The organism is Candidatus Aquicultor sp. (assembly GCF_054640775.1).
Genome location: NZ_JBTSLF010000001.1, coordinates 1 through 26,749, shown reverse-complemented (window position 1 = coordinate 26,749; position 26,749 = coordinate 1). Strand labels below are relative to the sequence as shown.

The window sequence follows — 26,749 nt, the reverse complement described above, 5'->3', positions numbered from 1 at the left end:
GGAAGAGGAGCGAGTGGGTAGAGTTAAAAGCAGCACTGAGACACGGTTAACTGCTCTACTGGTCATAATATTCTTATGCGTTGTAGGAATATCGGGGCGGCTTGTCTTCGTTCAGGGGGTTTCGGCTGCCAAGTATGATGCCGCAGCGGAAAGGCAACGACAGAGTATCGTCGAGATACCCTCTAAGCGGGGCACCATCCTCGATAGAAACGGCGATGAGCTAGCCGTATCCATTCTTATGGATACCATATACGCGACTCCTTCGTTGATTGACGATCGTGAGGGGTTTGCGAAAAAACTCGCGCCCATCCTAAAAATAGATGAGCGGGAGATCCTCAGAAAACTTCTCAAGCAAAGCGGTTTCAGCTATCTTGTGAGAAAAACCGACCGCACTACCACTAAAGCGGTAAAACAACTGGTTAAAGAAGAGCATATAAAGGGCATCGGTTTCATTAAGGAGAGCAAGCGCTATTATCCTAACGCCACACTCGGTGCGCACGTAATCGGGTTTGCCGGTATGGACAACCACGGTTTAAGCGGACTCGAGCTGTATTATGATGAAATGCTCTACGGTAAGCCGGGTAAAATCGTCGCCGAGCGAGACGGTCAGGGCAGACCGATACCCCAGAGCGTGCAGAGTGCGCGTCGGGCGATCGACGGCTCAAACATTCGAACCAGCATCGATAAAGAAATCCAGTACAAAGCCGAGCTTGAGTTGGCGGCGGCCGTAAAGAAATATAAGGCTAAGCGGGGCAGCGTCATCGTAATGGACCCAAAATCCGGGGAGATCTACGCTATGGCGAATGTCCCGTACTTCAATCCGAACCAACTTGCAACGGTTAATAAAGACAATCTCAGAAACACGGCGATCACTGATATATATGAGCCCGGGTCGACGATGAAGGCCATTATTGCCAATGGTGCGCTGCAAGAGGGGTTATGTAACCCTTCGACCCCATTCTATCTTAAACCAACGATCAAGATCGGCAGCAAGAGAATCAAGGATGCGCACGCGCGGCCTGCCGGCATGTATACGTTTGCAAATATCATCCAGGAATCAAGCAACGTCGGAATGGTTAAAATCGGTATGTTGATGGGCAAGGACAAGATTCTTGATTACCTGTCGCGGTTTGGTTTTGACAGGAAAACGGGTGTGGATTATCCGGGCGAGGCCCGAGGGTTTTATCCAAAAGGAGATAACTGGTCCATGATGTCACTGGCTAATATCCCATTTGGACAGGGTATCTGCACCACGCAATTGATGATGGTGAAGGCATTCGCAACGATAGCCAATGATGGCATCCCGATAAAACCGCATTTATTGCTTGATGCGACGGATAAGCGGGGGAGGGTTATTCTCAGTGCCCCCGTGATGCCGGAGAAACAGGTTGTAGATCGCGCGGTTTGTGAGGAAATGAAGCGGATCCTGGAGAGGGCCGTGACCGATGGTACCGGACCGCAGGCAAAAGTCGCTCATTATCGCGTTGGTGGTAAGACGGGTACTGCCCAGAAGGCCAAAATCAACGGTCGTGGTTATGAAGAGGGCAGGTATGTCGCTTCGTTTATAGGAATGGCCCCGATACAAGACCCGAAGCTAGTCATCTCGGTCGTTATCGACGAGCCCCAGGAAAGTATTTACGGCGGCTCGGTTGCGGCGCCTGTGTTTAGTAGGGTCGCGGAGTTTTCATTACGTTATTTAAAAATACCCCCTGAATAGAATGCGCGGTTAGCAGCAGGGGATAGGAGGATTAGCGCTTGTTTGCAAAAGGGAAGGGAGGGATGACATGAAAGCAATTGCATGTGCCCGGTTTACCGGAAGGTAAAATAGGGGTTACGTTTCGGCGGAACCGGGCGGCTACCGATTTCACGCTTTCTCAAAAGCGACGTGGCGATTTGAACTAAAAGGTAGTACAGGTACGTAATGTCCACCCATACAGAGAGAAAAGGGGGAAGGGTGATGCGATGCACAGTAAATGTGAGTGCCCGGTTTATCGACGGCTCGCAAAGGACTTCATTCGATAAACGCGATAGATCGGGCGTCCACCGGCACAGTATACGACTTGTTTTTTATAGTTAGATGAGAATGTTTTGTTCTGCAATTCAGCGACTTTGTTTCTAGGATCAGTGTTTCTCGTAATAACACTTTTCTGAAGAGTCTTTGTTGTATCAGCAGTATCTTGTTTGAAAGCATGTATTAGGGTGAGAAGTACGCAATAAAATACAGCACGTTTGAGAGGTGATGGTATGCTACGCTATTGTAAGTGCCCGGTTTATCGGATCATCGACGTGGCATCCTGATAGATCGGGCGACTCCGTACAACTTAATATTGAAGACATTGCTGGCACGATACTAGAGTAATGTTGTTGCGGCGCTGATGCCTCAGCCCAGGCAGTAGTCTGGGTTCCAGGTTCAGATGTAGGCCATCTCTAAAAACAATCGACTTGCCACGACCTGCTAAATCTCGCTGTGACGCCCATCATTGGTACGGCTGGGGGGCTTGTCCTTTGATCTAGTCGCGGGCTGGATGCAGCCCGGGTAGAGAAGGGTGTAAGACATTCGAGAGCGGCAATCCAAGCGGCTTGTTTTTTCCGCAGAGCAGTTACTTTACCGAGTCATTGTCTTGAAAAGTCATCTCCGGCTTTTGCGCCGACTCCGGTAAAGTCACCACACACTATTCGCCAGAATACGCCTCATCATATATGATGCGACCGTTTTGTTCCCACATTACTAACTCATGCGGCAATACCCATCCCGAACGGAGATCCTGCGCGGTCAGATGATTCGGTTTGGACTAGCGAAAGCGTGCGCTTTTTGTGCTGGTGACACTTTTGGAAACAAACTGATGTTTTGGTCTGGGGAGGGGATACTTATTCGTGGTTTGATGCCATGCATAAAGCCACTTATAGACACTTTGTTGCAGCTTAAAGGCTGCGCATAGGACAGTGTCTAAAACAGTGTCTATAGCTGTGACAGAAGATGTATGAGCGCGCAAATTGCGATTGGGTACCGCGCGTGAATCCTGCGGTCAGGTTGCGGCCTTAAGCTCGTGCAGTTGGGCGGGTTTGAGTTTGGCAGCGGCCGTTAGTGCGGGTGTGACTGTCTGGATGGGATGCGTTGATCTGGGGCACGTTTTGATAGCTAGATACGGCTAAACTCATGGTCGCTTCAGATGGGAGGTATTTGGCCTGATGGCTGGGCTAGATGCGCAGTTTGGGCTGCGCGCTGGTTGCTGATCTGCCGGGAAGAATAGCCGGATGCTTTCAGCTGGCGTGATTCTGGAAGAAAGAGAGGGCTTCGCAGTTTTTAAGAAAATGCGGGGATGCTTTGGTATGACCCTAGACCTTGAAATGCGGACACTGGTATGATTGATGGGCGGAGGAGAGCGTGCAGGGGAAAAAGCTAGAGACTATACTTGAGGCAGTTACTATAAAAAACATTATCGGTGATATAGAGCGAGATATATTGGGCCTTGCGTATGATTCACGCAGGGTGAAAAAGGATGATCTCTTCTTTTGTATCAACGGGCTTAAGGCCGATGGGCATGAGTTTGCTCATAAGGCGCAAGAGGCAGGGGCGACGGCGGTTGTCGTTGAGAGAGTTTTGCCGGACATTACCGTAACTCAGATCGTCGTAGATAATACGCGCGAAGCTATGGCGAAGATGGCGAGCGCGTTTTTTGATTATCCGACCAGGAACCTTAAGCTGATCGGTATTACCGGCACGAATGGAAAGACGACCACCAGCTATATGGTGGAGAGCGTTCTGAGCGCTGCCGGGTATAAGACCGGTATGTTAGGTACGGTCGAGTACAGAATCGGAAGCGAAAGAATTCCTGTAGATCGAACAACCCCGGAGTCGCTCGATCTACAGGAATTCTTTGCGCGAATGGTGGATGCCGGTGTTGACGCAGCGGTCATCGAGGTTTCTTCGCATGCCATAGATCTATTACGGGTTGAAGCATGTGAATTTGACGTTGTTGTTTTTACAAACTTGAGTCAGGACCATTTGGATTATCATGGGACTATAGAGGAATATTTTAAGGTAAAAAAGCGTATATTCGACATGACGGGCGTTAATCAAGTCATTAATATAGACGACGAATACGGCCGCAAACTTCTGCGAACAGGTGAGAGAAAGCAACTCAGATATAGCCTTAAAGATAAAGTAGAGGTATATGCGAGCGGGATAGTTCTCAGGGCCGATGGTTCGACTATGAAGCTTCATGCCGGTTCGAGAATCATAGGCGTGGATTTAAAAATGCCTGGTCTCTATAACATATCGAATGCTCTCGCCGCTGCGAGCGCAAGTATTGCAGTCGGGATCGATGTAGAAAAGATTAAAGTAGGACTAGAGGAATTAGAGTTTGTCCCGGGGAGATTTGAACGGGTGGATGCCGGACAAGCGTTCACAGTAATTGTGGATTATGCCCATACGCCCGACAGTCTTGAGAAGGTTTTGACCGCCGCGCGGCAGCTGACAGAGGGAAGGCTAATAACGCTATTCGGGTGCGGCGGTGATAGGGATAAAGGCAAGCGCCCAATGATGGGGAGAATCGCGGCTGAGTTGAGTGACACTGTAATAATTACATCGGATAATCCTCGAAGTGAGGATGCAATGCAGGTAATTATGGAAATAAATAATGGGATAGAAGAAAGTTTGCTCTCCCGATGTGTGATCGAAGAGAACAGGCGAAACGCAATAGTGATGGCGCTCGAAGGAGCGCAAGAGGGTGATTTTGTGGTGATTGCAGGAAAAGGGCACGAGCAAGGACAAGAGATAGCGGGGGGAAAACTACCGTTTGATGATAGAGAAATAGCAGTTGAGTTACTCAGGGAGATGGTGAAATGGTCCCGTTAACCGTAGGCGAAATAGCGGATAGCACCGATGGAATCCTGCTCAGCGGCGCAGCGGGAGTTAAAGTCACCGGAATCAGTATCGATAGCAGGACGATTAAAAGCGGTGAACTCTTTATCCCGCTTAGGGGCGAGAGAGATGGACATCAATATATCTTTGAAGCCTTGAGAAAGGGTGCCGCCGGTTTTCTCGTAGAAAAAGACGCGTATGAAAAGGAAAAGCTTGTTGAGCTGACCGGGTCGCAGTTTGTGATTGAAGTGATTGACTGTCTGAAGGCGCTACAGAATATCGCCGCGTATTACCGGTCGAAACTGCCGTTAAAGGTAATCGGGGTAACAGGCAGCACAGGCAAAACGACCACAAAGGATATGTTAAACTGCGTGCTGGCCCAGAAATTCAGGGTTGTAAGCACGGACAAGAACTATAATAACGAAATCGGGGTGCCGCTGACCATTCTGAGGACCGATGCTGAAACGCAGGTGTTGGTGGTCGAGATGGGTATGCGTGGGTCGGGGCAGATAAAAGAGCTTGCTCGGATCGCTAAGCCTAATATGGGGGTGGTCACAAATATCGGACAGGCGCACCTGGAGCTTCTCGGGTCGGAAGAGATGATCGCCAAGGCAAAAGCAGAGCTTATCGAGTCGTTGTCGGAGGACGGAGTAGCTGTACTAAACGGGGACGATCTCTGGACCCCCGATATCGCCGAGTGTGCGTGCTCAAAGACCGTTATGTATGGGATCGCCTCCGGTGATGTCCGCGGAACGGAACTCGATGTCGATGAGCTGGGCCGGGCGTCGTTCAGGCTCGGTATCGGCAAAGGAACGGATTATGTCGTGCGACTGGCCGTGCCGGGCAGGCATAACGTTTACAATGCGCTCGCCGTTGCCGCTGTGGCCATTCAATTGGGATTAAGTGTCGACGAGATACGTATAGGGCTTTCGAGCTGCAGGCCCACATCCATGCGGATGGAGATTTTTACAACTGCCGATAATGTGCTAATCTTAAACGACGCGTACAACGCCAATCCGAGCTCGATGCAGGCGGCATTACTAACCCTTAAAGATATATCGACCCAACCCCAAGGAAGACACGTTGCGGTCTTAGGTGATATGCTAGAGCTTGGGCCTGTTTCAAATGAGGCCCATAAGGAAATCGGGGAACTTGTCGCCTCCCTAGGGATAAATATCCTGGTCGCAGTAGGTATTGAGAGCCAGTCGATGGCAGAAAGCGCCATTAAAAACGGGATGAACCCAAAAGCGGTTGTGACATGCCCGGATGCGGCTACGGCCGCGCAACTGCTAAAGCAACTTATCGCGTCCGGGGACGTTGTATTAGTGAAGGCATCACGTGGCGTTGGTTTGGAAGTAGTCGTAAGAGCACTTGTAAAAATAGTCTAAGAACACTCTTAGGAACATACTTTGACTCTAGGGAACTTACTTAGGACATATTAAATCATGATAACCTTTTTGCGCTATCCAACGTATCAGATATTTTTGACTGCTGTTCTAGCCCTTGTTTTAACAGCAGTATTAACGCCGATTTGGATAAAATTGCTTCGCAGGGAAGGCATAGGGCAGGTCGTAAGGATCGACGGGCCGCAAAAACACCTCACGAAGTCGGGCACGCCGACTATGGGCGGCGTCGTCATCCTCTTTACTGTCGCTATAGTGTACCTGCTGATGGCCTCGGCAAGCATGCGAGGTCTTGTTGCGCTGCTTGCCCTTTTTGGATGCGGGCTTATTGGATTCATCGACGACTACCGCAAAGTCGTAAAAGCCAGGTCGCTCGGCCTGAAGGCACGGTCGAAGTTTATATGGCAACTGGTAATAGCTATACTGGTCGGGTTGGCAGCGGTAAATTTTGCAAACCTTGCAACGACCGTGCAAATCCCGCTCACGCATCTTATCATTCCGCTTGGCGCCCCCGCATTTAAATTCTCGATATTGCATAAAGCGATAGTGGTCCCTGTTCTTTATATTGCCTTGGTGTACTTGATCATAACGGCGACAACCAATACCGTGAATTTAACCGATGGGCTTGACGGGCTCGCCGCCGGAACGGTTACGATCTCAATGCTCGCCTACGCCGGTATAGCATTTCGGCAGGACAGGCTTGACCTTGCAATAATCTGTGCCGCGGTGGGCGGCGCCGCTATCGGTTTTCTATGGTTCAACAGCTATCCGGCCAGCATTTTCATGGGCGACACAGGGTCGCTCGGGCTCGGGGGTGTGATTGCGGCCATGGCGATTCTGACTAAAACTGAGCTTTTGCTTGTTCTTATCGGCGGTATCTATGTAATAGAGGGCCTCTCCGTCATCGGCCAGATCGTCAGTTACCGCTGGTTTAAACGAAGGATTTTAAAGATGGCGCCGATCCATCACCATTTTGAGATGCAGGGGTGGTCTGAAACGCAGATAATGATGCGTTTTTGGATTGTTTCCGGCATTTTCGCCGGCATCGGGTTCGGTATCTATTTTATGATGGCTACTTGATGGCGGCTGTACGGAGCCAGTTACGAGAAGGTAATCGGGTGGAGTTTTTAGAAAATAATATCCTGGTCATAGGGCTTGGACGTAGCGGGAAAGCGGCGTCGCTAAAACTGAAGTCACTTGGCATCACGGTGCTGGCCTCTGACACCTCTGAAAAAGATGAAATGAAGCAAGGTGCCGCCGAGCTTGAGAAAAGCGGCATTACCGTGCGCCTTGGCAAGCAGGAAGAAAGCTTGCTTGATGGAATTGATTTAATAATAGTAAGTCCGGGGGTGCCGAGCCGCGTTCCGATCCTTGAAGCCGCGCGGCGGAGAGGTATCCCGATTTGGAGCGAGATCGAGCTTGCCTACCGGCTGACAGGCAAGCCGATTGTAGCTATAACCGGCACAAACGGAAAAACGACAACGACGGCGTTAACCGGGAAAGTGTTTGAGGCCGCCGGACAAAAACCGGCTGTCGCGGGCAATATCGGGACGCCGCTTGTAACGGCGGTCGACGATGTGGATGTCGAGACGCTGGTTGTCGAAGTGAGCAGTTTTCAGCTCGATACGATCAGCGATTTTAGGCCAAAAGTATCGGTGCTTCTGAATATTACCGAGGATCACCTTGATTGGCACCCGGATTTTACGGAGTATGTACGGGCCAAGAGCCGTCTGTTCGTTAATCAAACGGCCGATGATATCGCGATCCTGAACATGGATGATGAGTTGGTACGATCACTTGCGCCCCAAATAAAGGCAAAAGTCGTCGGCACGAGTAAGAAGCACGAGCTTCATCCCGGAGTTTTTCTACGAAACGGTCGCGTTGTTGCGGATATCGATGGTGAGGTCGATATCTGCGGGGTCGATGAGGTAAAAATCCGTGGTGACCATAACTTGGATAATATTATGGCGGTTGTCGGGATAGCTCTGGTATGTGGAATCGAGCCCATTTTGATCAAAGAGGTGGTTGCCGGCTTCCCGGGTTTAAGCCACCGTACGGAGTTTATCGCATCTGTTGATGGGGTGGACTATTATAACGACTCAAAGGCAACGAACGTTGACGCCACAGTAAAGGCGTTGACCGCTTTCAATAAACCGATCGTCCTTCTTGTTGGAGGAAGGAATAAGGGAAATAGTTTTACCGCCCTCGCCCAGAATATAGATATAAATAGGCAAGTAAAAGCGGTGATTGGTTTCGGCGAAGCCGGCCAAGAGATTTTAAGCGCGCTACCTGCCGGTACTCTTCAAGAGTATGCTGGAACGGTTGACGACGCGGTCGTACGGGCCGCGATGCTTGCGCAACCCGGCGATATCATATTATTTTCACCGGCCTGTGCAAGTTTTGATGCATTCAATGGATATGCGCAAAGAGGCGAAGCATTTCGACAAGCAGTTCTAGCGCTCGGAGAAAAACATGGCGAGAGCAAAACAAAACAAAAAACAAAGCAATAAACGAAACGCTAAGAAAGATTACCACAGGCTGCTCGGCGTGGTTATCGTGATGATCCTGTTCGGCCTCATCATGGTTCTCTCGGCGAGCCACGCCCGGGCGTATGCGGACACGGGCGACAGCTATTATTTCATAAAAAAGCAACTTATCGCGGCGGGGATAGGGTTTGCTGCCCTGATGCTCTTATCCAACATTCCTCTGAAAACCATGCAGCGCGTGGTGCGGCCGGCCATGTGGGCGGCGTTAGGATTGCTCGTTGCCGTCCTCATGCCGGGAATCGGCAGAAATGCTGGAGGCGCCACCAGTTGGATCCCCCTGGGAGGCTTTCAGGTACAGCCTTCTGAGCTGGCAAAAATCGCCGTTATCCTGTTTACCGCTGATTTTTTTTCTAATAAAAGCAAGGGCTTAAAGGACGTAAGAGAACTTTATCCCTACGCCGGGGTTATATTGCTGATCATCTTCCTGATTATGAAGCAGCCGGACTTGGGCACAACTGTTGCCCTCTGCATCACCCTGTTTGTCATGGTGTTCGTCGGTGGTCTCAACATGAAATATATTGCCGCGGCAGCCTCCCTTGGCGCTGTGTCTGTAGTTACTCTCATTTATGCCAGACCGTATCGCCTTAACAGGATTACCTCGTTTCTGAACCCGGATTCCGACCCCCTTCACACGGGCTGGCAGATCAAACAATCTTTGTTGGCGTTTGGTTCGGGAGGATTAACCGGCGTCGGTTTTGGGATGAGCAGGCAAAAATATTTCTACCTACCGGCCGCCCACACCGATTTCATCTTCGCCATCATCGGAGAAGAGCTGGGTCTTTTAGGTACGATGTTCACCATTTCACTCTTCGCGCTTTTTGCCTACTATGGAATCAGGATTTCATATCAGTGTAAAAACCAGTTCGGGCGTCTGGCGGGTGTGGGCGTGACCTCGATGGTTGCACTGCAGGCCATCGTCAATATGGGGACGGTAACCGGGGTTCTGCCCATAACCGGTATACCGATGCCGTTTATAAGTTACGGCGGCTCGTCGCTCATGGCTAATCTCGCAGCAGTGGGTATTCTTCTCAGCATTGCACTGGAAGGTAACAGTGGGTCTGCTTCTCGCAGGAGAAGAAAGCCGCTACGCGCCGTTGATCGTGAGGATATCGAAGAGACCTCGACCAAGAAGGGCAAACACAGGGTAAAATCATCGAGGAAGCGGGCGAGCGCACAGTCGTCCCGGTCGGGCGCTAGCTCTGCAAGATCAAGATCAAGGGCAAGGGTAGCGAGGGCTAAGGCACTGGAAGAGACCTCGAAAGCCAGGACAAAGAAGGTAAAGAAGAGAAAAACCAGGAGTCGTGTTAATGCGAGTAATAATAAGCGGGGGCGGAACAGCGGGTCACGTGTATCCAGGGCTGGCTCTCGCCAAAGCGCTACAAAAAGCAAGAAATGATCTTGAAATATTATATGTGGGCACATCGACCGGTCTAGAGGCTACACTTGTACCGCAGGCCGGCTTTGATTTTAAGGCCATTGAGGCGAGGGGGCTTCCAAGAAAGCCGTCGTTTAAGGCACTTGTCTCATTCATATCAGCAGGTAGGGGGACGATTGAAGCGGTAAGCGTCTTTCGCCGTTTTAAGCCGGATGTAGTTGTGGGTATGGGTGCCTATGTGAGTTTGCCCGTCGTGGGGGGCGCCGTTTTGCGCCAGATTCCGACGGTGATCCACGAACAAAACGCCGTCCCCGGCCTGGTAAACAAAGTGCTTGGCAGGGTCGCAGGTGCAATTGCTGTGTCCTATCCCAATATGAAGGGGTACTTCCCTGCAGATAGAAGGGTTGAGTTTACAGGCAATCCTATCAGGGAAGAGATTTTGTCAACCGACAAAAGCAAGGCCAAGAAAGTATTCGACGTGAACACATCCCGCAGAGTTTTACTCGTGTTTGGGGGAAGTCGCGGCGCCAAAAAAATAAACGAGGCGGTAGTCGAGGCCTATGATCGGTGGCGGCATAACGACGGCTTGCAGATAATCCATGCTACGGGTAAGATAAACTATGAATCGGTACGGGAAGCGGTTGATGAGATAAGACTGCCTGAAGATAAGCTCAAGTATACGGCCTATCCCTACCTGGACAATATGGGTGAGGCATATGCCGCGGCCAATCTTCTTGTATGCCGTTCGGGGGCCACGACAGTCGCCGAAATCACCGCAATCGGCCTACCGGCCATTATGGTCCCATACCCTTATGCCACGGATAATCACCAGGAAAAAAACGGCCGCGAGCTTGAACGGCTCGGAGCCGCCAGGATGATACTCGATAAAGATTTAAATGGCTCATCCCTCAACGAAGCGGTCGATGGGCTTATCTCGAGCGAGGATGCGCTTTCGAAAATGGCGGAAGCTTCGAAGCAATTCGGGCGTCCCGATGCCGATACGGCATTGGCCGACCTTGTGTTTGAAATCGCAGAGAGTCGTAAACACTCGACGGAAGAGTAAACCGCTAACAACTTGAAGATTATAAAGATGCTTAAGATGCAGAAACGTAAGGAGTCACAATGGTCGAAAACTTGATGCACATCCACTTTGTCGGTATCGGCGGGGCCGGGATGAGCGGCATAGCAAAGGTCCTTCTTGATATGGGATATAAAGTGAGCGGTTCTGACTTGAAAGAATCCCGTTACACCGCTTCACTAAGAGAAAAAGGCGCGATTATCTCAATCGGTCATAGTGCAGATAACATCAACGACCCCGATGTGGTGGTCGTCTCCACGGCAATACCCGTTACAAACCCGGAAGTAAAAGAGGCTAAGCAGAGCAACATCCCGGTTATTCGCAGGGCGGAAATGCTTGCCGAACTGGGCAAACACTTGCGGAGTATAGCCGTGGCCGGAACGCACGGAAAGACGACTACGACTTCGATGGTCGCACTAACGTTTGAAAAAACCGGTCTCGACCCGACGTTTCTAATCGGCGGGGAACTCAACGATATTGGAAGCAACGCCAAACACGGCGGCGGCGAGTTTTTCGTTACCGAGGCCGATGAGAGTGATGGCTCGTTACTCTTTTTAAATCCTGAAGTAATCGTCATGACCAATATAGAGGCCGATCATCTCGATTATTACGGCTCGCTCGAGGAAATCGAGGCTCTTTTCTTAAAATTTGTCGAATCGCTGCCCGAACACGGGTTTGTCGTCGCGTGTGCAGATAATCCGGGCGTGGCCCGCTTAATAGAGCGCTCCGAAAAGAGATTTGTGACGTACGGTGTCGAACAGGAAGGCGAGAGCCGGCCGGCCGGGCACAACTTTATCGCGCGCAATGTGGTGCTGCATACGTTCGGTAGCACCTATGATGCCTATTATAACGGTGCGCTCATCGGTGGGGTAAAGCTCAACGTGCCGGGCGTGCATAATGTATATAACTCACTTGCCACGATCGCCTTAAGCCAGAGTCTCGGTATGCAGATGGATGCCGTGTTAGGGGCGCTTAGCCAGTTCTCGGGCGTCAAGCGCCGCTTCCAAATCATCGAGACAACTCCCGATTTCACGCTGGTCGATGATTACGCGCATCATCCAACCGAAGTCGAGGCCACGCTGAGCGCGGCTAAAAGCGGCGATTGGAGCAGACTTATTTGCGTATTCCAGCCCCACAGGTACTCGAGGACCAAGTTTTTAAGCAAGGATTTCGGTTCGGCGTTTAGCGACGCGGATGTAGTTGTTCTTACGGATGTCTACGCCGCCGGAGAAGATCCGATTCCCGGCGTCACCGGCAAAGTCATAGTCGATGCCGTTCTCGCGGAAAGCCCGAGAAAACACGTCGTGTATTTACCAAAGAAAACAGAAATTCCAAAATTCCTGTTGGAAACGGTCCGGGAAGGCGACCTTGTTCTTACCATGGGGGCCGGCGACATAAGCGCCATCGGTGAGGATTTTCTTAAGCTACATAATCATCTGCGATGATTATGTAGCTTAGATCAATGGATCTATCTTGTGGAATTACCTTGGTTCGAAAGGGTACAGGAGTTGAACAACCGTTATGTGAGCAGGGCTTTTAGCATCTTACACAAGCACTTAAACGACAACGTCGTGAAAGGTAAAGTCCTAGCCAAAGAAACTACGATGAGGGTTGGCGGACCGGCCGAGATCTTTGCCGTCGCCGACACGCTCGACCAGCTTACCATTGTGCTTACCACTGCTAAAGAATGGGGACTTCCGCTCTTTGTTATTGGAAAGGGTTCCAATTTACTGGTATCTGACAACGGTTTTCCGGGAATCGTCCTGCGTTTGGGAAGAGACTTCATGATAAAGAGGGTCGAGGCGGGAAAAATACAGGCAGGCGCCGCCGTCTCGTTGCCATCTCTCGTCCAAACTGCCGCAAAGCACTCGCTGGCCGGCTTGAGTTTTGCCGTGGGAATCCCGGGCAACCTAGGCGGGGCTCTCAGGATGAACGCCGGCGCACATGGAAGAGCAATCGGTGACACGGTTGGTAACGTTGTAACGTATACGAGAGCTTGTGAACTCAACGTATTGAAGCGAGCTCAGATAGATTTTGGATATAGGAACAGCAGTCTAAGAAGAGATGATATAATTGTCGAGGCGACGCTGGTTCTTGTGCCCGGTGATCCGGAGGTCATCAAGCATGAGATGGAAGACTATTTTGCCAAGCGTAAGAACAACCAGCCGTTGCAACTGCCAAACTCCGGAAGCATTTTTAAAAACCCTAAAGCCGGTTCGGCGGGAAAATTAATAGAAGAGACCGGGTGTAAGGGTATGAGAATAGGCGGCGCCGAAGTCTCTACCAAGCACGCGAATTTCATAGTTAACTGTGGTTATGCGACTGCGTCCGATGTGTATCACCTGATGAAGGCCGTGCAGCAGCGGGTCTTTGAAGCACGCGGTATCCTGCTGGAGTCCGAAGTCGAACTGTTAGGGGAGTTCGACGAAGTCCTCTTAATGCCTACTAACGACAGGTAGAGCAGGATAAGAAGGTACATACTATATCACTAACGACGAACACCGTAAGTATTTTTAAGCACTATTAGAAGTTTAAGGGAAGCACAAGGTGATGCAAGGTGAGTGAAGGCAGGCAGATAGCAAAGACGAAAGCGGAAGAAAGACAGCAGAAACTTGTCCTTATCCGGCGAAAACGTCGCAATCAGATAACGATCTTTGCGGCAGCCGTATTTGTCGTGTTGCTAGGGGCCTATGGACTCTATCATTCCGGGCTTTTCAACGTTACCAAGGTCGAGATAGCAGGCAATAAGGCGGTGTCTGCCGCAAAGATCGTCCAGGTATGCAACGTTGATCGGGAGACAAATCTGCTTAGCGTTTCAACGGAGGATATCAGAGATAAATTACTTAAAGATCCCTGGATAAAGGACGTAGCGGTTAAACGGGCGCTGCCGCACACACTCAAGGTGGAACTTATCGAGCGCGCACCGGCCATCCTCATCTCTCTCGGAGGGAAGTTCTACCTGATCGACGAAGACCTCTTTGTGGTAGCCGAGCGACAGTATGCAGATGGCGCCAACGTTCCTACAATTACCGATTTACCTGTGGCCAAGATAAAAGTCGGGGATAAACTGATGAACGAATCGCTTGATAATGTCGTTAAGTGTCTTGAATCCATGGACCCTGAACTTAGAAAAACGATTGTTTTGATCTCGGCCCCATCAGTCGACAAACTTTCCCTCTATAATAAAGGCAACATGGAAATACTTTATGGTGAGGCGAAGCAGGCCGACCAGAAAAACAAAGTCCTCCAGAGTATCCTAAAGGAACAGGGCCGTCAGGTGATCTTCATCGATATCCGAAGTTACCCCCACTCAGACCCTGTCTTGCGCCGTATCGATTCGGTTCCGTAAGAGCAGCGATTAGCTAAGTACAGCGATTAGCGAGGAGCGATTGGCGATTAGGGAACGTCATTACGAGTACCCTGATCAATTACTCCCATCGTTATCTACACATACGAGCTTGTGGCCAATAGTCTTACTAAAGACCCACTTTCTCGACCCACACCCAATCGCTAATCGCTCATCGCTAATCGCTGCTATTAATGTCGTAGGCAGCCTTACCTGCTAGTAAGAGGATGTTAGTACGGGCGAAGAACGCGGCCGATCACGCAATTACCACAAAATACCAGGTAAAAGTAGTAGTGGCATCTTTGTCGAACTGGGTTTTTTGCTAATATTTTGGCAATGTTTTTACTTAAGACGGTTGCAATTTATGCTTGGATAGGATAAGGTTATTGCCAAGGTTAAGGTTAAAATAAACTATATCTGTACTAGAGAGAATCGCAGAAAAGTCTAAAGTAATAGTCGAGGTAATGGAAGGGAGGCTTTATGATGTTAGATGCTGGCGCCAATTATCTAGCTGTGATCAAAGTAGTCGGAGTAGGAGGGGGCGGCACCAACGCCGTCAACCGTATGATCGAAGCCGGCCTACGCGGCGTTGAATTTATAGCCTGCAATACAGATGCACAGGCTTTATTAATGTCTGACGCCGATTACAAAGTGCATATTGGCGCGAATCTAACAAAAGGCCTAGGAGCGGGAGCCGATCCGGAGATCGGATTCCAGGCGGCAGAAGAAAGCAGAGACGATATTAAAGAGGCACTGCAAGGTGCGGATATGGTTTTTGTTACTGCAGGAAAAGGCGGTGGCACCGGAACCGGGGCCGCACCTGTTATTGCAGGGATCGCCAAGGATATAGGGGCGTTAACGGTAGGAGTTGTTACCCGGCCGTTCAGCTTTGAGGGAAGAAAACGCTCCATGCAGGCCGATGAAGGCATCATGAAGCTCCGCGAGACAGTCGACACCTTGATCATTATCCCTAACGATAGGCTGCTTCACGTAGCCGAAAAGAAGACCTCGATCATCGAAGCATTCAGGATGGCCGACGATGTACTTCGTCAGGGCGTCCAGGGTATAACAGATTTGATTACCGTTCCGGGCTTAATCAACCTGGACTTTGCCGACGTTAGAACGATTATGTCTAACGCGGGCTCGGCGCTCATGGGTATCGGCGTATCAAGCGGCGAGAACCGCGCGGTTGAAGCCGCAAAGAGCGCTATTGCAAGCCCGCTGCTTGAGGCGTCTATCGACGGCGCGCAGGGTGTGCTGCTGAATATCTCGGGTGGCTCGGACCTCGGTCTCTTCGAGGTAAACGAGGCCGCAGAAGTAATCGCAAATGCTGCGCATCCGGAAGCAAACATCATATTCGGTGCGGTTATCGATGACACGCTCGGCGATGAGGTACGGGTTACGGTCATCGCGACGGGATTCGATCTCAGGAAGCAGGATAAACTCGAGTTCGTACAAAAAGTCACTCCTGAGGAGCCGTCTTCGAATATCCCAACATTCGACACGGAAGATCTCGACATCCCGACATTTTTAAGAAGAAGATAGGGAATAGCTGAATCCCATATCACGACGATGAATTCTACAACCGCCCGCGGTAAGCAGGCGGTTTTGTTATTTGTAGGAGCCGGAGGAATTGCGAATGTCGAATTACGAATTAACGAAGGTCGAGAGAGTGAGTTTTAGTAGGCAGGATACTTATGGATAGAGATATAAGTACGGGTGATACAGGTAAATATAGCCTCATATTTGAAGAGGCAGATGGGCTTAGTTATTTTATTTCGAGGCCGCTTCTTGACGAGCATAACATCCTTGTGGTGTTTACGACGAGGCGGGGTGGCGTAAGCCCTGACCCGTATGCATCGCTTAACCTCGCGTTTCATGTTGGGGATAACCCGGACAAGGTGGTTAAGAACAGGGATTTAGTATGTCGCCGGCTTGGCCTGGATGCTACTCGGATGGTATGTGCCGAGCAGGTGCACGGCGCCGAGGCGGCGGTCGTCGGTGAACTCGAGGCCGGACGGGGGGCTATGTGCCTGCAAGATTCTATCCCAGGCGTCGACGCGCTTATTACCGCCGACCAATCCATCCCGTTAACCTTGTTCTTTGCCGATTGTGTGCCGGTTATCCTGGTTGAGCCAAACAAACGCGTTATAAGCGTCGTTCATGCAGGTTGGCGCGGAATGTATGGGGAAGTGATAGGCGCCTCCGTCCGAACCATGGTTTCGGCATACGGGGTTCACCCCGGCAATCTTATCGCGTTTATCGGCCCCGCGATCGGCGGTTGCTGTTATCGGGTAGGCGCCGACGTAGCAGAAAAGTTCTCGCATAAATTCACAGATGTCGCAGGCTGGTTGGATGGTGCCACACTAAATCTAAGAGAGCTTGGTAAGATGCAGCTTGTTGGAAACGATATCCCCCCTGGTAATGTATACCAGTGTGACGGTTGTTGCTCTTCGTGCCGCAATGACCTGTTCTTTTCATATCGAGCCGATGGCGGAACAACAGGCCGCCAGGCGGCTATTACTGCAATCCTTCCGGATACTAACAAAGATACCAACAAATAATTAATAGATAATCACTAGACGATTATTTACTAAAAAACCAGCGTATAATTGACGTATTTTAAAAGGCGGTTATAATCTTACTAATATTCCGATGCGCGATACCGAATTAACTAAGAATGAAACAGGAACCGATTTTGATGCGCCCGGCATCATTTTATTTTTAAATGAGGAGATATAATGCCCCGAAAGAGCTTTCACGACGAGCTTGACGAACTCAAGTGCGATGTGTTGTTGATGGGAAGGATAGCCAGGCAAGCGATAGAGAACGCGGTCAAAGTGGTTGTTGAATGCGACGTTGAGCTTGCTGAAGAAGTCATCAAGATGGATGACAGGATCGACTTGCTCAACTACCAAATAGAAGGGCGTGCGATGGAGACCATTGCCAGGCAGGCTCCGGTTGCAAGCGATTTGAGGCTGTGCTGGACGACCATGTTTATCGCATTGCACCTGGAGCGCATTGGCGATCTGGCCGTTAATATGGCAAAAGGCGCAAAACGCTCGTGCCCGATCGACGGTATGATCGTACCGGTCGGTCAAAGCATAAGCGAAATGGGCGATGAGACCCTAAATATCTTCGACCTCTGCCTGAGAGCGTTTGAGGAGCTAGACATTGAACTCGCTCGCAAATTAACCGGTATGGATGATGTTGTCGATCGCATGCATCGCAACATGTTTGAGCAGCTTTCCCAGTACCAGGGGAACGAATCGATGCAGTGGATAGGAAGCATTCTTCTCGCAAGCCGTTTTCTGGAGCGCGTCGCCGATCACTGTGTCGATATCGCAGAGAGAATCGATTACTTGGTGACGGGACGGATACCCGATGGCCGTGAAATAGAGGTAGAACAGTAGGGAGTAGGCAGTATATACGAGGGAGTGGGTTTAGTAAAAACCAACATATATAAGCGTATAATAAGTATAGAGGGCGGGGGTCCGCTTTTTTTTATGTTTTATTTCGTTTTAGTCAAGGAAAAGCCAAGTTAGCGTTTAATGCAGGAATGTGGGTTTTTGTGGCGAAAATTACATGGATATGTCTGTAGACGAAAACATCCGGTCGGTACGTAAACGAATAGAGGACGCGGCCAAACGAAGCGGGCGAGACCCGGACGAAATAACGTTGGTTGCGGTAACCAAAAATCATTCAGTTTCTGAAATCCAGCAGGTGATCGATAGCGCAGTAGCAAATCTTGGGGAAAACAGAGTGCAGGAGCTACTGCCGAAATACGAGGCGTTAGGGGATGCGGTCGCTTGGCACTTTATCGGTCATTTGCAAAGAAATAAAGTAAAGTATATCATCCCATTCGTTTACCTGATACAATCAGTGGATAGCATAGCGTTAGCCAGGGAAATTAACAAGCAGAGCCGTGAACTCGGCAAAGTTCAAGACGTACTGCTTGAAGTTAACATCTCTGGGGAAGCTAGCAAGTACGGATTCTCACCCGAAGAAGTGCTGTTCGCCGTGGATGAGCTGGCACAACTTAATAATGTAAAAATTAAGGGCCTCATGATGATGGCGCCTTATATAAATGACACTGGACTTTTACGTATATATTTTGCAAAAATGAAAGAACTATTCGATAATCTATCTAAGCAGCAAGGGCCAGATTTCGAGATGCTTTCTATGGGTATGACCAACGACTTTGAGATAGCGATCGAAGAGGGCTCAACCATGGTACGGGTTGGAACAGCTATTTTTACACCTTAGGGAGGAGAACATATATGCGTGAAAATATGTGGCGCAAGACATTAAACTATTTCAAACTAACAGAAGAAGAACCTATCGAGAGCACTTTTGAAGACCTTGACGAAGACGACAGTTTCGAGGACTTCGACCAAACGCCGACGGTACGCAAGATAACGCGTTATCCAGATTTAGAGAGAGCCTCTCACAAATCGGCCCCTTTGCGTTCGATAGCGCCACCGCCACAACTAAAAGTGGAGATCTTTGAGCCAAGCAGTTTTAACGACTGCCAGAAGATCGCAGATAAATTCAAGTCCGATATCCCCGTCATAATAAACCTGCAAAGAAGCGATAACGACCTATCGAAGCGGCTCATAGACTTCGCCAGCGGCCTGACCTATGGTCTCAATGGTGGAATGCAGAAGATAGCCGATAAGGTCTTCTTGCTCACACCGAGTAATGTCGATGTCTCGGCCGAGGAGAGAAGGCGCCTGCAAGAAAAAGGATTTTTCAACCAGTTCTAGGGGGACTCGCTGTTGCTTGAAGGCAAAAAACTCTCGATTATTGGGGCCGGGCAGATGGGCGAAGCTCTGTTCAGGGGTTTCATCCGGTCCGGGATTATTCAAGCCGGGCAGATCGTTCTCAATGATGTAAATACCGAGCGTCTCGAGAGTTTAAGAGATGCATATCAGATAGAGTTCACAACCGAGACTGTCGAGGCCGTTAGAGACAGTGATGTAGTGTTACTGGCGGTAAAACCGCAGCAGATCGATCAGGTAGTAACCGGTGCTAAGGATGGCTTCCGGGAGGACCAGATTGTCATATCTATTGCGGCGGGGGTTCCAACAGAAAAACTACATCGTTTAATCGGCAAAAATGCACGGATCATTCGCGTAATGCCCAATACGCCGGCTCTGGTCGGGCAAGCAATGTCGGTGGTCAGCCGCGGCGCTTATGCTGATGACGAAGCTGCGGAAGTCGCATTGCGACTTTTCTCTTCGGTGGGTGAGGCGATTGAGCTTCCAGAGGATTTACAGAACCAGGCAACGGCCGTTAGCGGCTCGGGGCCTGCATATTTCTTTTTAATGGTCGAGGCGCTGATCGATGCCGGAGTAAAAGCCGGATTGGATGAGAGCGCCGCAAGCACGTTAGTCATACAGACGATGACCGGCTCCGCAACTATGCTGCGGGAGACCGGCAAGAAACCTAACGAGCTAAGAGAGATGGTAACATCACCGGGCGGTACGACAGCTGCGGCTTTACAGGTATTTTCTAATCACAATTTTAGGTCTATAGTACAAGAAGCAGTAGAAGCTGCAATTCGAAGAGCCGGGGAACTGGCTTAAGTTGGAGGAATCAGGTACGTGCCGTTAACTATTTTGTTCAGGATAATCGATGTAATATTTCAACTTCTTTATATCTTTATTCTGGTGAGAGTGGTGTTATCGTTTATACAGATCCCGGTGAATCCTGTCACCAGGCCGATTCTTAATTTTATTTACGACATCACCGAGCCCATTTTGAGGCTTGTTAGAAATATAATACCGCCGATTATGGTGGGCGGTATGGGGTTGGATTTGTCGCCGGTCATAGCGCTGATCCTGCTCAATATCATACAGCAGATAATTCGTTCGGTTCTAAGGCTCATACTCGGTATGTAACACATAATGTAACAGGTGCTATAGTAACAGTCGAAGGAGGATTCGCAGATGAAGTTAACACCACTAGATATTCACCAGAAAGAATTTCACAGAGCCATACGCGGCTACAGCGAAGAAGAAGTAGACAAGTTTCTAGACGACGTCGCAGAAGATTTTGAACGCCTCTTCAAAGAAAACATTGAGCTGAAAGAACAGTTTGAAAAAGCAAAAGAAGACCTGGACGGCTATTCGGGCATGGAGAAAAGCTTGCAGAACGCGTTGCTGACTGCCCAAAAATCGGCAGAGGACGTTACCGTTCATGCCAACAAAGAAGCAGATCTGATCGTAAGGGATGCCGAGCTTAAAGCCAAAGAGATAATCCAGGAAGCATACGATCTAAAAAGTAAGTATGAGACGACCTTGGGGAGTCTTAAACAAGCCGAAGAGGAATTTCGGACCAAGTTTAAGTCGATGCTGGAATCGTATATCCGGATTGCGGATAGCACTGCTGTTCTTGCCGACATAGGCACCAATATCGTGGGCATCAACGACAAAGCATCCTCCGAGCTGGAGAAAATAATGTCGGAGAGAATAGTCTCAATGCCCGAAACCGAAACGCCTGTGGCTGAGAGTGAAATCTCAATCGGTCCAGATATCCTAGATATCCAGGATATTCCGGATACTCCAGAAATGCCAGAGGCCCCGAAAATCGGCATGGTAAAGCTGGATGAGGACCCCCCCCAGGAGCCTGAAAGGCGGATGGAACCTGAAAGGCGGATGGAGCCAGAGCCGGTAATGCCGGATAGTTACATCGGCGAGACATATGTGCTGGATAATTTCATCGAAGAGACGTATCCGGGTGCGACTGATGCCTTATCTAACGGTAACGGTAGTGACTTGGCGAGGAATCCCGCTAAGGACGTTAAGAAAGATACATTTACCGACAGGCCGGACACCTCTGATTTTGATAGCTTAGCTTTTTAGTCGAAGAGGCTGATTTATATGTATGCAAGCCCTTATAGCGGCGGAACGTTGTTGAACGTGTGGATTCAGCCAAGGGCTTCCAGGACGAAGATCGTGGGGGTGCACGGCGACAGTATTAAGATCGCCGTAAAGTCGCCGCCGGTTGAGGGGAAAGCAAACGAGGAGTGTATTGGGCTTTTATCGCATATTTTAGGTTTGCCAAAACGTCAACTTGCGATAAAATCAGGACATCAGGGTAGACACAAGACTATCTATATAGAAGGAATGACCCCTGAAAAAATCGTGGCAGGTTTAGAGGGCGCTATGAAAGGCATGTAGCGCTCTATAAAGGGTTCGTGGGTGTCAGAATTAATGAGTAATACCATAGATAAAAATTTGCAAGAGTTTGTTCATACATACGTGAGTTCGCTCGTAGTATGGGCAGTTATCGTGTTTTATCATCAGAACCCGGGTGTTCGGGACAGGTGTACGGATTTGGCGCGTCACCTGGGGCGACGTGAGGACGATATTGAAGCAGCCGTTGATTATCTTGCCGGCAAAGGTTTTCTGAGAAAAGAAGGGGACGAGGCCGAGGCGATATTCATATATGAACCCGATTCGGGTTTACGTGATAAGGTTAACGCATTTGTAGATGCTCTCGAAACCCGCAATCTTAGATTATGGGTTTTATCCGAGGTACTCGGCAAGTAGCACGTATACCGTTTTTATCAGATGTGATTCCAGCAACCTTTCTCGCCGTTGTGTGTGAGAGAGGGCTTTTTCTTGATAGGGTCCAGAGGCCAGGGACCAGGGGTGTGGGTCGAGCCTGTGGGCCAAGGCATTTATAAAGATCTTTTAGATTCTCATAAGGCGAAATTGATGGGTTAAGTGTTAAGGAGATAAAGGGAAGAAGGGGTTTTCCCCTGGTCCCCGGACCCTTGACCCTTAGACATAGCTTATAGCTGATAGTGAACTATGAGCCATAAGCTACGATTAATGAGATTTATTACGAGGTGATAGGACATAATGAACGAACCGGCTAAACCCGATTACAAGATCACGTTGAATTTGCCGCAGACCGATTTTCCGATGAAGGCAAATTTACCGCAGCGAGAACCAGAAATGCTTAACTTCTGGAGCGATATCGATCTCTATAAAGCCATCCGCGAAGAATCGTCGGGGCGCGAAAAATTTATTCTTCACGATGGGCCACCGTACGCCAACGGCAACATCCACGTGGGCACTGCCATGAATAAAATCCTTAAGGATATGATCGTAAAATACAAGACGATGGCGGGTTTCGACAGCCCGTACGTGCCCGGATGGGATTGCCACGGTCAGCCGATCGAGCACAATGTCGAGAAGCAGCTTGGGGAAAAAGCAAAGACCATCTCTCAGGTCGAGTTCAGGAAACTCTGCAAAGACTACGCCTTGAGTTTTGTTGATAAGCAGCGCGAGCAGTTCATGCGGCTTGGAGTAAGCGGTGACTGGTTCGATCCATATCTAACGCTTAACCATAAGTACGAAGCGGCTAACGTCGAGGTATTCGGCGAGCTTTATAAGAAAGGGCTCGTATACAAACGGCGCAAACCGATTCACTGGTGCATTACCGACCAGACCGCGCTTGCCGAGGCCGAGATCGAGTACAAAGAGGAGACATCCCCTTCGATATACGTGAAATTCTCCCTGAAAAGCGAATTTGAACCGATCAAGGGTTTTAGCGAGCCCAAGTTTATCGTGATTTGGACGACTACGCCGTGGACACTTCCGGCAAACGTCGCCGTAGCGGTCCACCCGGATGCCGCATATATTGCCGTAAAAACCGGGGGCGAGATCCTTATCTTTGCGGATGCAAGGTTTGAAGAGGTCGCGCCCGAGATAGGAATATCCGGTTACGAGATCGTTGCGCATTTTAAGGGCTCCGACATGGAATACTTAAAATGCGAGCACCCGCTTTTTCCGGATAAGGAATCGGTGGTAGTGCTTGCCGATTACGTCGGCCTGGATACCGGGACGGGCGCGGTACACACGGCACCCGGACACGGCCAGGAAGATTATATGACCGGACTAAAATACGATCTGCCGGCCCCGATGCCGGTGGATGCGACCGGCCATTTCACCAAAGAGGCCGGCCAGTTCGCGGGCATGTATATCTACGATGCCAACAAAGAGATTCTTGATTTCTTAAAAGCAAAAGGGCTTCTCGCGTACAGTACCGAAATCACGCACGCGTATCCTTGCTGCTGGCGGTGCAAGAACCCTGTTATCTTCAGGGCGACCGAGCAGTGGTTTGTGTCGATGGAGGTAAATAACCTGCGCGGCGAAGCCATGAATTCAATAAATAATGTTCGCTGGATACCGGATTGGAGCATCAGACGCATCACCGGTATGGTCGAGGGGAGGCCTGATTGGTGTATCTCAAGACAGCGCTCCTGGGGCGTGCCGATCCCGGTGTTTTACTGCGCCGATTGCCAGGAAGAAGTCGTAACCGATGAGACCATCGGCGCTGTAATCGACCTCTTTGTGGCCGATGGCGCGGATGCATGGTTTTCGAAGAGCGCAGAAGAGATCCTGCCGGCGGGGTTTGCGTGCCCCAAATGCGGCGCCGCCAAGCTGACAAAAGAGACCGATATTCTGGATGTTTGGTTTGAATCGGGCGTGAGTCACGAGGCGGTTTTAAAACTCAGGCCGGAGCTAAGATGGCCCGCAGACCTTTATACCGAGGGCAGCGATCAGCACCGCGGTTGGTTCCAATCATCGCTGATGACTTCAGTCGGTGTGCATAACAGGGCTCCGTATGATGCGGTGCTCACACACGGCTTTGTCGTTGATGGCGACGGGCGCAAGATGTCCAAGTCGCTGGGCAACGTGGTCGATCCTTTGGACGTCACTGCAAAATCCGGCGCCGATATCTTACGACTCTGGGTAGCATCAAGCGATTATACCGTAGATGTTGGCATATCACCGGATATCCTCAAACACGTGGGGGAAGCCTACAGGAGGATACGCAACACATTCAGGTTTATGCTTGGCAATCTATACGATTTCAAGCCGGGTGTAGACGATGTCGAATACGACCAGTTGCAGGAGTTGGATAAATGGGCGCTTCATGAGATGACCGGCCTATTAAAGAATGTTACGGTCAATTATGAGGATTACCGTTTCCATGCGGTCTACCATACGGTATACAATTTCTTCACCAACGAGCTAAGCTCGCTTTATCTCGATATATTAAAAGACAGGCTGTATGCCTCGGCCGCCGGGTCGATTGAGCGTAGGGCGGCGCAGACGGTTCTTTTTGAAATGCTTGTCACGTTTACGAAAATGCTGGCCCCTATCCTTGCTTTCACCAGTGAGGAGTTGTGGTCGTATATACCCGAATCGGTTCGGGGCACGAAGAGCGTTCATCTTGCTCTATGGCCGGTGGCAAACGAGCAGTATATAAATCCGGAACTCGACGAGAGCTGGAATAGATTATTGAAGATACGGGGAGAGGTTGCAAAAGCCCTGGAAGAAGCCCGGAACAAAAAGGAGATTGGAAACGCGCTTGAAGCTCAAGTAGAGCTTTATAGTGATGATGCGCTGCGCGAATTTCTGGAGAACTACAAGAAAGTCCAGGTTGCCGTAGATCAGAATCTTCTATCCCAAGTGATGATAGTTTCTAGCATCAATGTATTTCCATACTTTGAGGCGCCTGAAAATTCTTATAAGAGTGAACTTATCCCGAACCTCGCCATAAAGGTTTCGCCTGCGCCCGGCGCAAAATGCGAGAGGTGCTGGCGATACGAGGAAACGGTCGGCGAGATTCCCGAACACCCCGGCCTATGCGCCCGGTGTGCATCGGTACTCGTGCACGTTTGATAGCTGCCAACTGGTTATGGGTATATTTAAAACCAAAGTAGCGAAAAGGTTGAGGAGGGGTTCCCGTGGACGAGAAGGAACTTAAAGAGTTCAGGGAGCGGCTGTTAAAGCTGAAAGCGGATCTTGAGGGCGAACTCAAGTATGTTGATAAGACATGGGACGAATCGCAAAGCGAGTGGACGGGCGAGAACCAATACGATAACCATATGGGAGACCTGGGAACCGCCACATATTCGCGTGAACAAGACCTATCGCTGGGGCTTAACACGCGGGACCTGATGGCAAAGGTAGATGAGGCTCTCAAGCGGATCGACGAGGGTACTTACGGTTTCTGCAGGGTATGCGGCAGGCCTATCGAACGAGAGAGGCTGGAAGCACTCCCGTATGCCGATCTTTGTATTGAGGATAAGAAAAAAGAAGAGAAAAGCTGGTAATCGCTAAACAATGGGGTTGGTTTTTTGCTTTTAGCAATAATTGCAGTACTTGTTTTGGTCTTCGATCAGGGTTCGAAGATGCTTATACGTTATTTCATACCGGTCGATACTTCGATTCCGCTGGTGTCGGGGATACTTCATATCACTCATGTCAGAAACGCCGGCGCCGCTTTCAGCTTGTTCCCCAACCAGCGGCTTGTGTTTTTAATAGTGAGCATAGCTGCTATAATCTCCATAGTGTATTACTACTGGCGGGTGGGGGATGTGGACCGGAAGCTTACGATTGCTCTTGGCCTAATGCTCGGGGGAGCGGCCGGTAACCTCACCGACAGGTTGGTTTCAGGCAGGGTTACGGACTTTATAGATTTTCGAGTCTGGCCGATTTTTAATATCGCCGACTCGGCAATAGATATAGGTGTGGCGTTATTTATCATCACCATGCTCATCGACGCCCGCAAGGAATCCGCGCAAGCCAAAAACCCTGAGCGAACACCGCAAAGTTAGAAAAAGGACGGTTGATAGTTTTTGTTACCAATACTCTTTAAAATCGGCCCGCTTACCGTACACACTTACGGGGTAGCCATGGCTGCCGCCTTTCTGGTAGGGCTTTTATTGATTCACCACGAGGCAAAACGAAAAGGGTTTAATCCGGAGATATCCTTCGATATCGTCTTGTTCGCTATGATCGGCGGCATTATCGGGGCAAGGTTGGTCTATGTCATCGACTACTGGCGTGATTTCGTAGGCAATCCGGCGCAGGTGTTTGCGATTTGGACGGGCGGGCTTATCTTTTACGGCGGACTTATCGGCGGCACCCTGGCGGTTCTCGCCGTGATAAAACTTAGAAAGCTCTCCGTCGGAAAAGTAGCCGATATGGTCGCACCGGCTATGGCCGTAGGGTCTGCGATCGGCAGGCTGGGCTGTTATGCCAACGGCTGCTGCTACGGCAAAGAGACCTCGAGTTTTCTCGGCGTGACCTTTACCGACGAAATTGCAA

The 26,749-nt window shown here is 49.9% G+C and carries 24 protein-coding genes; all 24 read left to right on the top strand.

Translation table 11 applies throughout. From position 1 onward, the window contains the following. The first annotated feature begins 13 nt into the window (after positions 1-13). On the top strand, positions 14-1,717 hold the full coding sequence (locus ACYC56_RS00120) for a peptidoglycan D,D-transpeptidase FtsI family protein (protein ID WP_461372136.1): 1,704 nt from the start codon (positions 14-16) through the stop codon (positions 1,715-1,717). 1,668 nt (positions 1,718-3,385) lie between these two features. Then, complete coding sequence (locus tag ACYC56_RS00115) at positions 3,386-4,858, top strand: UDP-N-acetylmuramoyl-L-alanyl-D-glutamate--2,6-diaminopimelate ligase (RefSeq protein WP_461372135.1); 1,473 nt, start codon at positions 3,386-3,388, stop codon at positions 4,856-4,858. Next, complete coding sequence (locus tag ACYC56_RS00110) at positions 4,846-6,252, top strand: UDP-N-acetylmuramoyl-tripeptide--D-alanyl-D-alanine ligase (protein WP_461372134.1); 1,407 nt, start codon at positions 4,846-4,848, stop codon at positions 6,250-6,252. Before ACYC56_RS00115 ends, ACYC56_RS00110 begins: the two co-directional genes overlap by 13 nt. Before the next feature lie 57 nt (positions 6,253-6,309). Beyond that, positions 6,310-7,347 (top strand): phospho-N-acetylmuramoyl-pentapeptide-transferase, encoded by a 1,038-nt coding sequence (gene mraY / locus ACYC56_RS00105; protein WP_461372133.1) that lies wholly within the window; start codon positions 6,310-6,312, stop codon positions 7,345-7,347. Positions 7,348-7,385: 38 nt separating this feature from the next. Then, positions 7,386-8,777, top strand: coding sequence for a UDP-N-acetylmuramoyl-L-alanine--D-glutamate ligase (gene murD / locus ACYC56_RS00100; RefSeq protein WP_461372132.1), 1,392 nt, complete (start codon positions 7,386-7,388; stop codon positions 8,775-8,777). Next, a complete protein-coding gene (gene ftsW, locus ACYC56_RS00095) occupies positions 8,740-10,209 on the top strand; it encodes a putative lipid II flippase FtsW (RefSeq protein WP_461372131.1) in 1,470 nt (489 codons plus the stop codon). The genes murD and ftsW overlap by 38 nt, the downstream gene beginning before the upstream one ends. Next, positions 10,121-11,251, top strand: a complete 1,131-nt coding sequence (murG, locus tag ACYC56_RS00090) for an undecaprenyldiphospho-muramoylpentapeptide beta-N-acetylglucosaminyltransferase (protein ID WP_461372130.1) — start codon at positions 10,121-10,123, stop codon at positions 11,249-11,251. Before ftsW ends, murG begins: the two co-directional genes overlap by 89 nt. A 59-nt stretch (positions 11,252-11,310) precedes the next feature. Next, positions 11,311-12,711, top strand: coding sequence for a UDP-N-acetylmuramate--L-alanine ligase (gene murC / locus ACYC56_RS00085; RefSeq protein WP_461372129.1), 1,401 nt, complete (start codon positions 11,311-11,313; stop codon positions 12,709-12,711). A gap of 78 nt (positions 12,712-12,789) precedes the next feature. Continuing rightward, positions 12,790-13,725: a UDP-N-acetylmuramate dehydrogenase gene (gene murB, locus ACYC56_RS00080; RefSeq protein WP_461372128.1), complete on the top strand. Its 936-nt coding sequence runs from the start codon at positions 12,790-12,792 to the stop codon at positions 13,723-13,725. Positions 13,726-13,823: 98 nt separating this feature from the next. Next, a complete protein-coding gene (locus ACYC56_RS00075; protein WP_461372127.1) occupies positions 13,824-14,615 on the top strand; it encodes a cell division protein FtsQ/DivIB in 792 nt (263 codons plus the stop codon). A 480-nt stretch (positions 14,616-15,095) separates the two neighbouring features. Continuing rightward, positions 15,096-16,157, top strand: coding sequence for a cell division protein FtsZ (gene ftsZ / locus ACYC56_RS00070; protein ID WP_461372163.1), 1,062 nt, complete (start codon positions 15,096-15,098; stop codon positions 16,155-16,157). A 152-nt stretch (positions 16,158-16,309) separates the two neighbouring features. Further along, positions 16,310-17,176 (top strand): peptidoglycan editing factor PgeF, encoded by an 867-nt coding sequence (pgeF, locus tag ACYC56_RS00065; protein ID WP_461372126.1) that lies wholly within the window; start codon positions 16,310-16,312, stop codon positions 17,174-17,176. Between the two features lie 177 nt (positions 17,177-17,353). Further along, positions 17,354-18,025: a phosphate signaling complex protein PhoU gene (phoU, locus tag ACYC56_RS00060; protein ID WP_461372125.1), complete on the top strand. Its 672-nt coding sequence runs from the start codon at positions 17,354-17,356 to the stop codon at positions 18,023-18,025. A 178-nt stretch (positions 18,026-18,203) separates the two neighbouring features. Next, a complete protein-coding gene (locus ACYC56_RS00055; protein ID WP_461372124.1) occupies positions 18,204-18,878 on the top strand; it encodes a YggS family pyridoxal phosphate-dependent enzyme in 675 nt (224 codons plus the stop codon). 14 nt (positions 18,879-18,892) lie between these two features. Continuing rightward, the gene (locus tag ACYC56_RS00050; RefSeq protein ID WP_461372123.1) at positions 18,893-19,378 is read left to right on the top strand and encodes a cell division protein SepF; all 486 of its coding nucleotides are present in this window, start codon (positions 18,893-18,895) and stop codon (positions 19,376-19,378) included. Positions 19,379-19,390: 12 nt separating this feature from the next. Then, a complete protein-coding gene (proC, locus tag ACYC56_RS00045) occupies positions 19,391-20,200 on the top strand; it encodes a pyrroline-5-carboxylate reductase (protein ID WP_461372122.1) in 810 nt (269 codons plus the stop codon). 18 nt (positions 20,201-20,218) lie between these two features. Beyond that, a complete protein-coding gene (locus ACYC56_RS00040; protein ID WP_461372121.1) occupies positions 20,219-20,515 on the top strand; it encodes a YggT family protein in 297 nt (98 codons plus the stop codon). Between the two features lie 48 nt (positions 20,516-20,563). Next, positions 20,564-21,478 (top strand): DivIVA domain-containing protein, encoded by a 915-nt coding sequence (locus ACYC56_RS00035; protein WP_461372120.1) that lies wholly within the window; start codon positions 20,564-20,566, stop codon positions 21,476-21,478. An 18-nt stretch (positions 21,479-21,496) separates the two neighbouring features. Next, the gene (locus ACYC56_RS00030) at positions 21,497-21,796 is read left to right on the top strand and encodes a DUF167 domain-containing protein (RefSeq protein ID WP_461372119.1); all 300 of its coding nucleotides are present in this window, start codon (positions 21,497-21,499) and stop codon (positions 21,794-21,796) included. Positions 21,797-21,829: 33 nt separating this feature from the next. Beyond that, positions 21,830-22,168, top strand: a complete 339-nt coding sequence (locus ACYC56_RS00025) for a hypothetical protein (protein ID WP_461372118.1) — start codon at positions 21,830-21,832, stop codon at positions 22,166-22,168. 315 nt (positions 22,169-22,483) lie between these two features. Beyond that, positions 22,484-25,318, top strand: coding sequence for an isoleucine--tRNA ligase (ileS, locus tag ACYC56_RS00020; RefSeq protein ID WP_461372117.1), 2,835 nt, complete (start codon positions 22,484-22,486; stop codon positions 25,316-25,318). A 65-nt stretch (positions 25,319-25,383) separates the two neighbouring features. Next, complete coding sequence (locus ACYC56_RS00015) at positions 25,384-25,752, top strand: TraR/DksA family transcriptional regulator (RefSeq protein ID WP_461372116.1); 369 nt, start codon at positions 25,384-25,386, stop codon at positions 25,750-25,752. 24 nt (positions 25,753-25,776) lie between these two features. Next, a complete protein-coding gene (gene lspA, locus ACYC56_RS00010; RefSeq protein WP_461372115.1) occupies positions 25,777-26,256 on the top strand; it encodes a signal peptidase II in 480 nt (159 codons plus the stop codon). 21 nt (positions 26,257-26,277) lie between these two features. After that, positions 26,278-26,749: prolipoprotein diacylglyceryl transferase (locus ACYC56_RS00005; RefSeq protein WP_461372114.1), on the top strand; the 472-nt coding region annotated here is incomplete at its 3' end.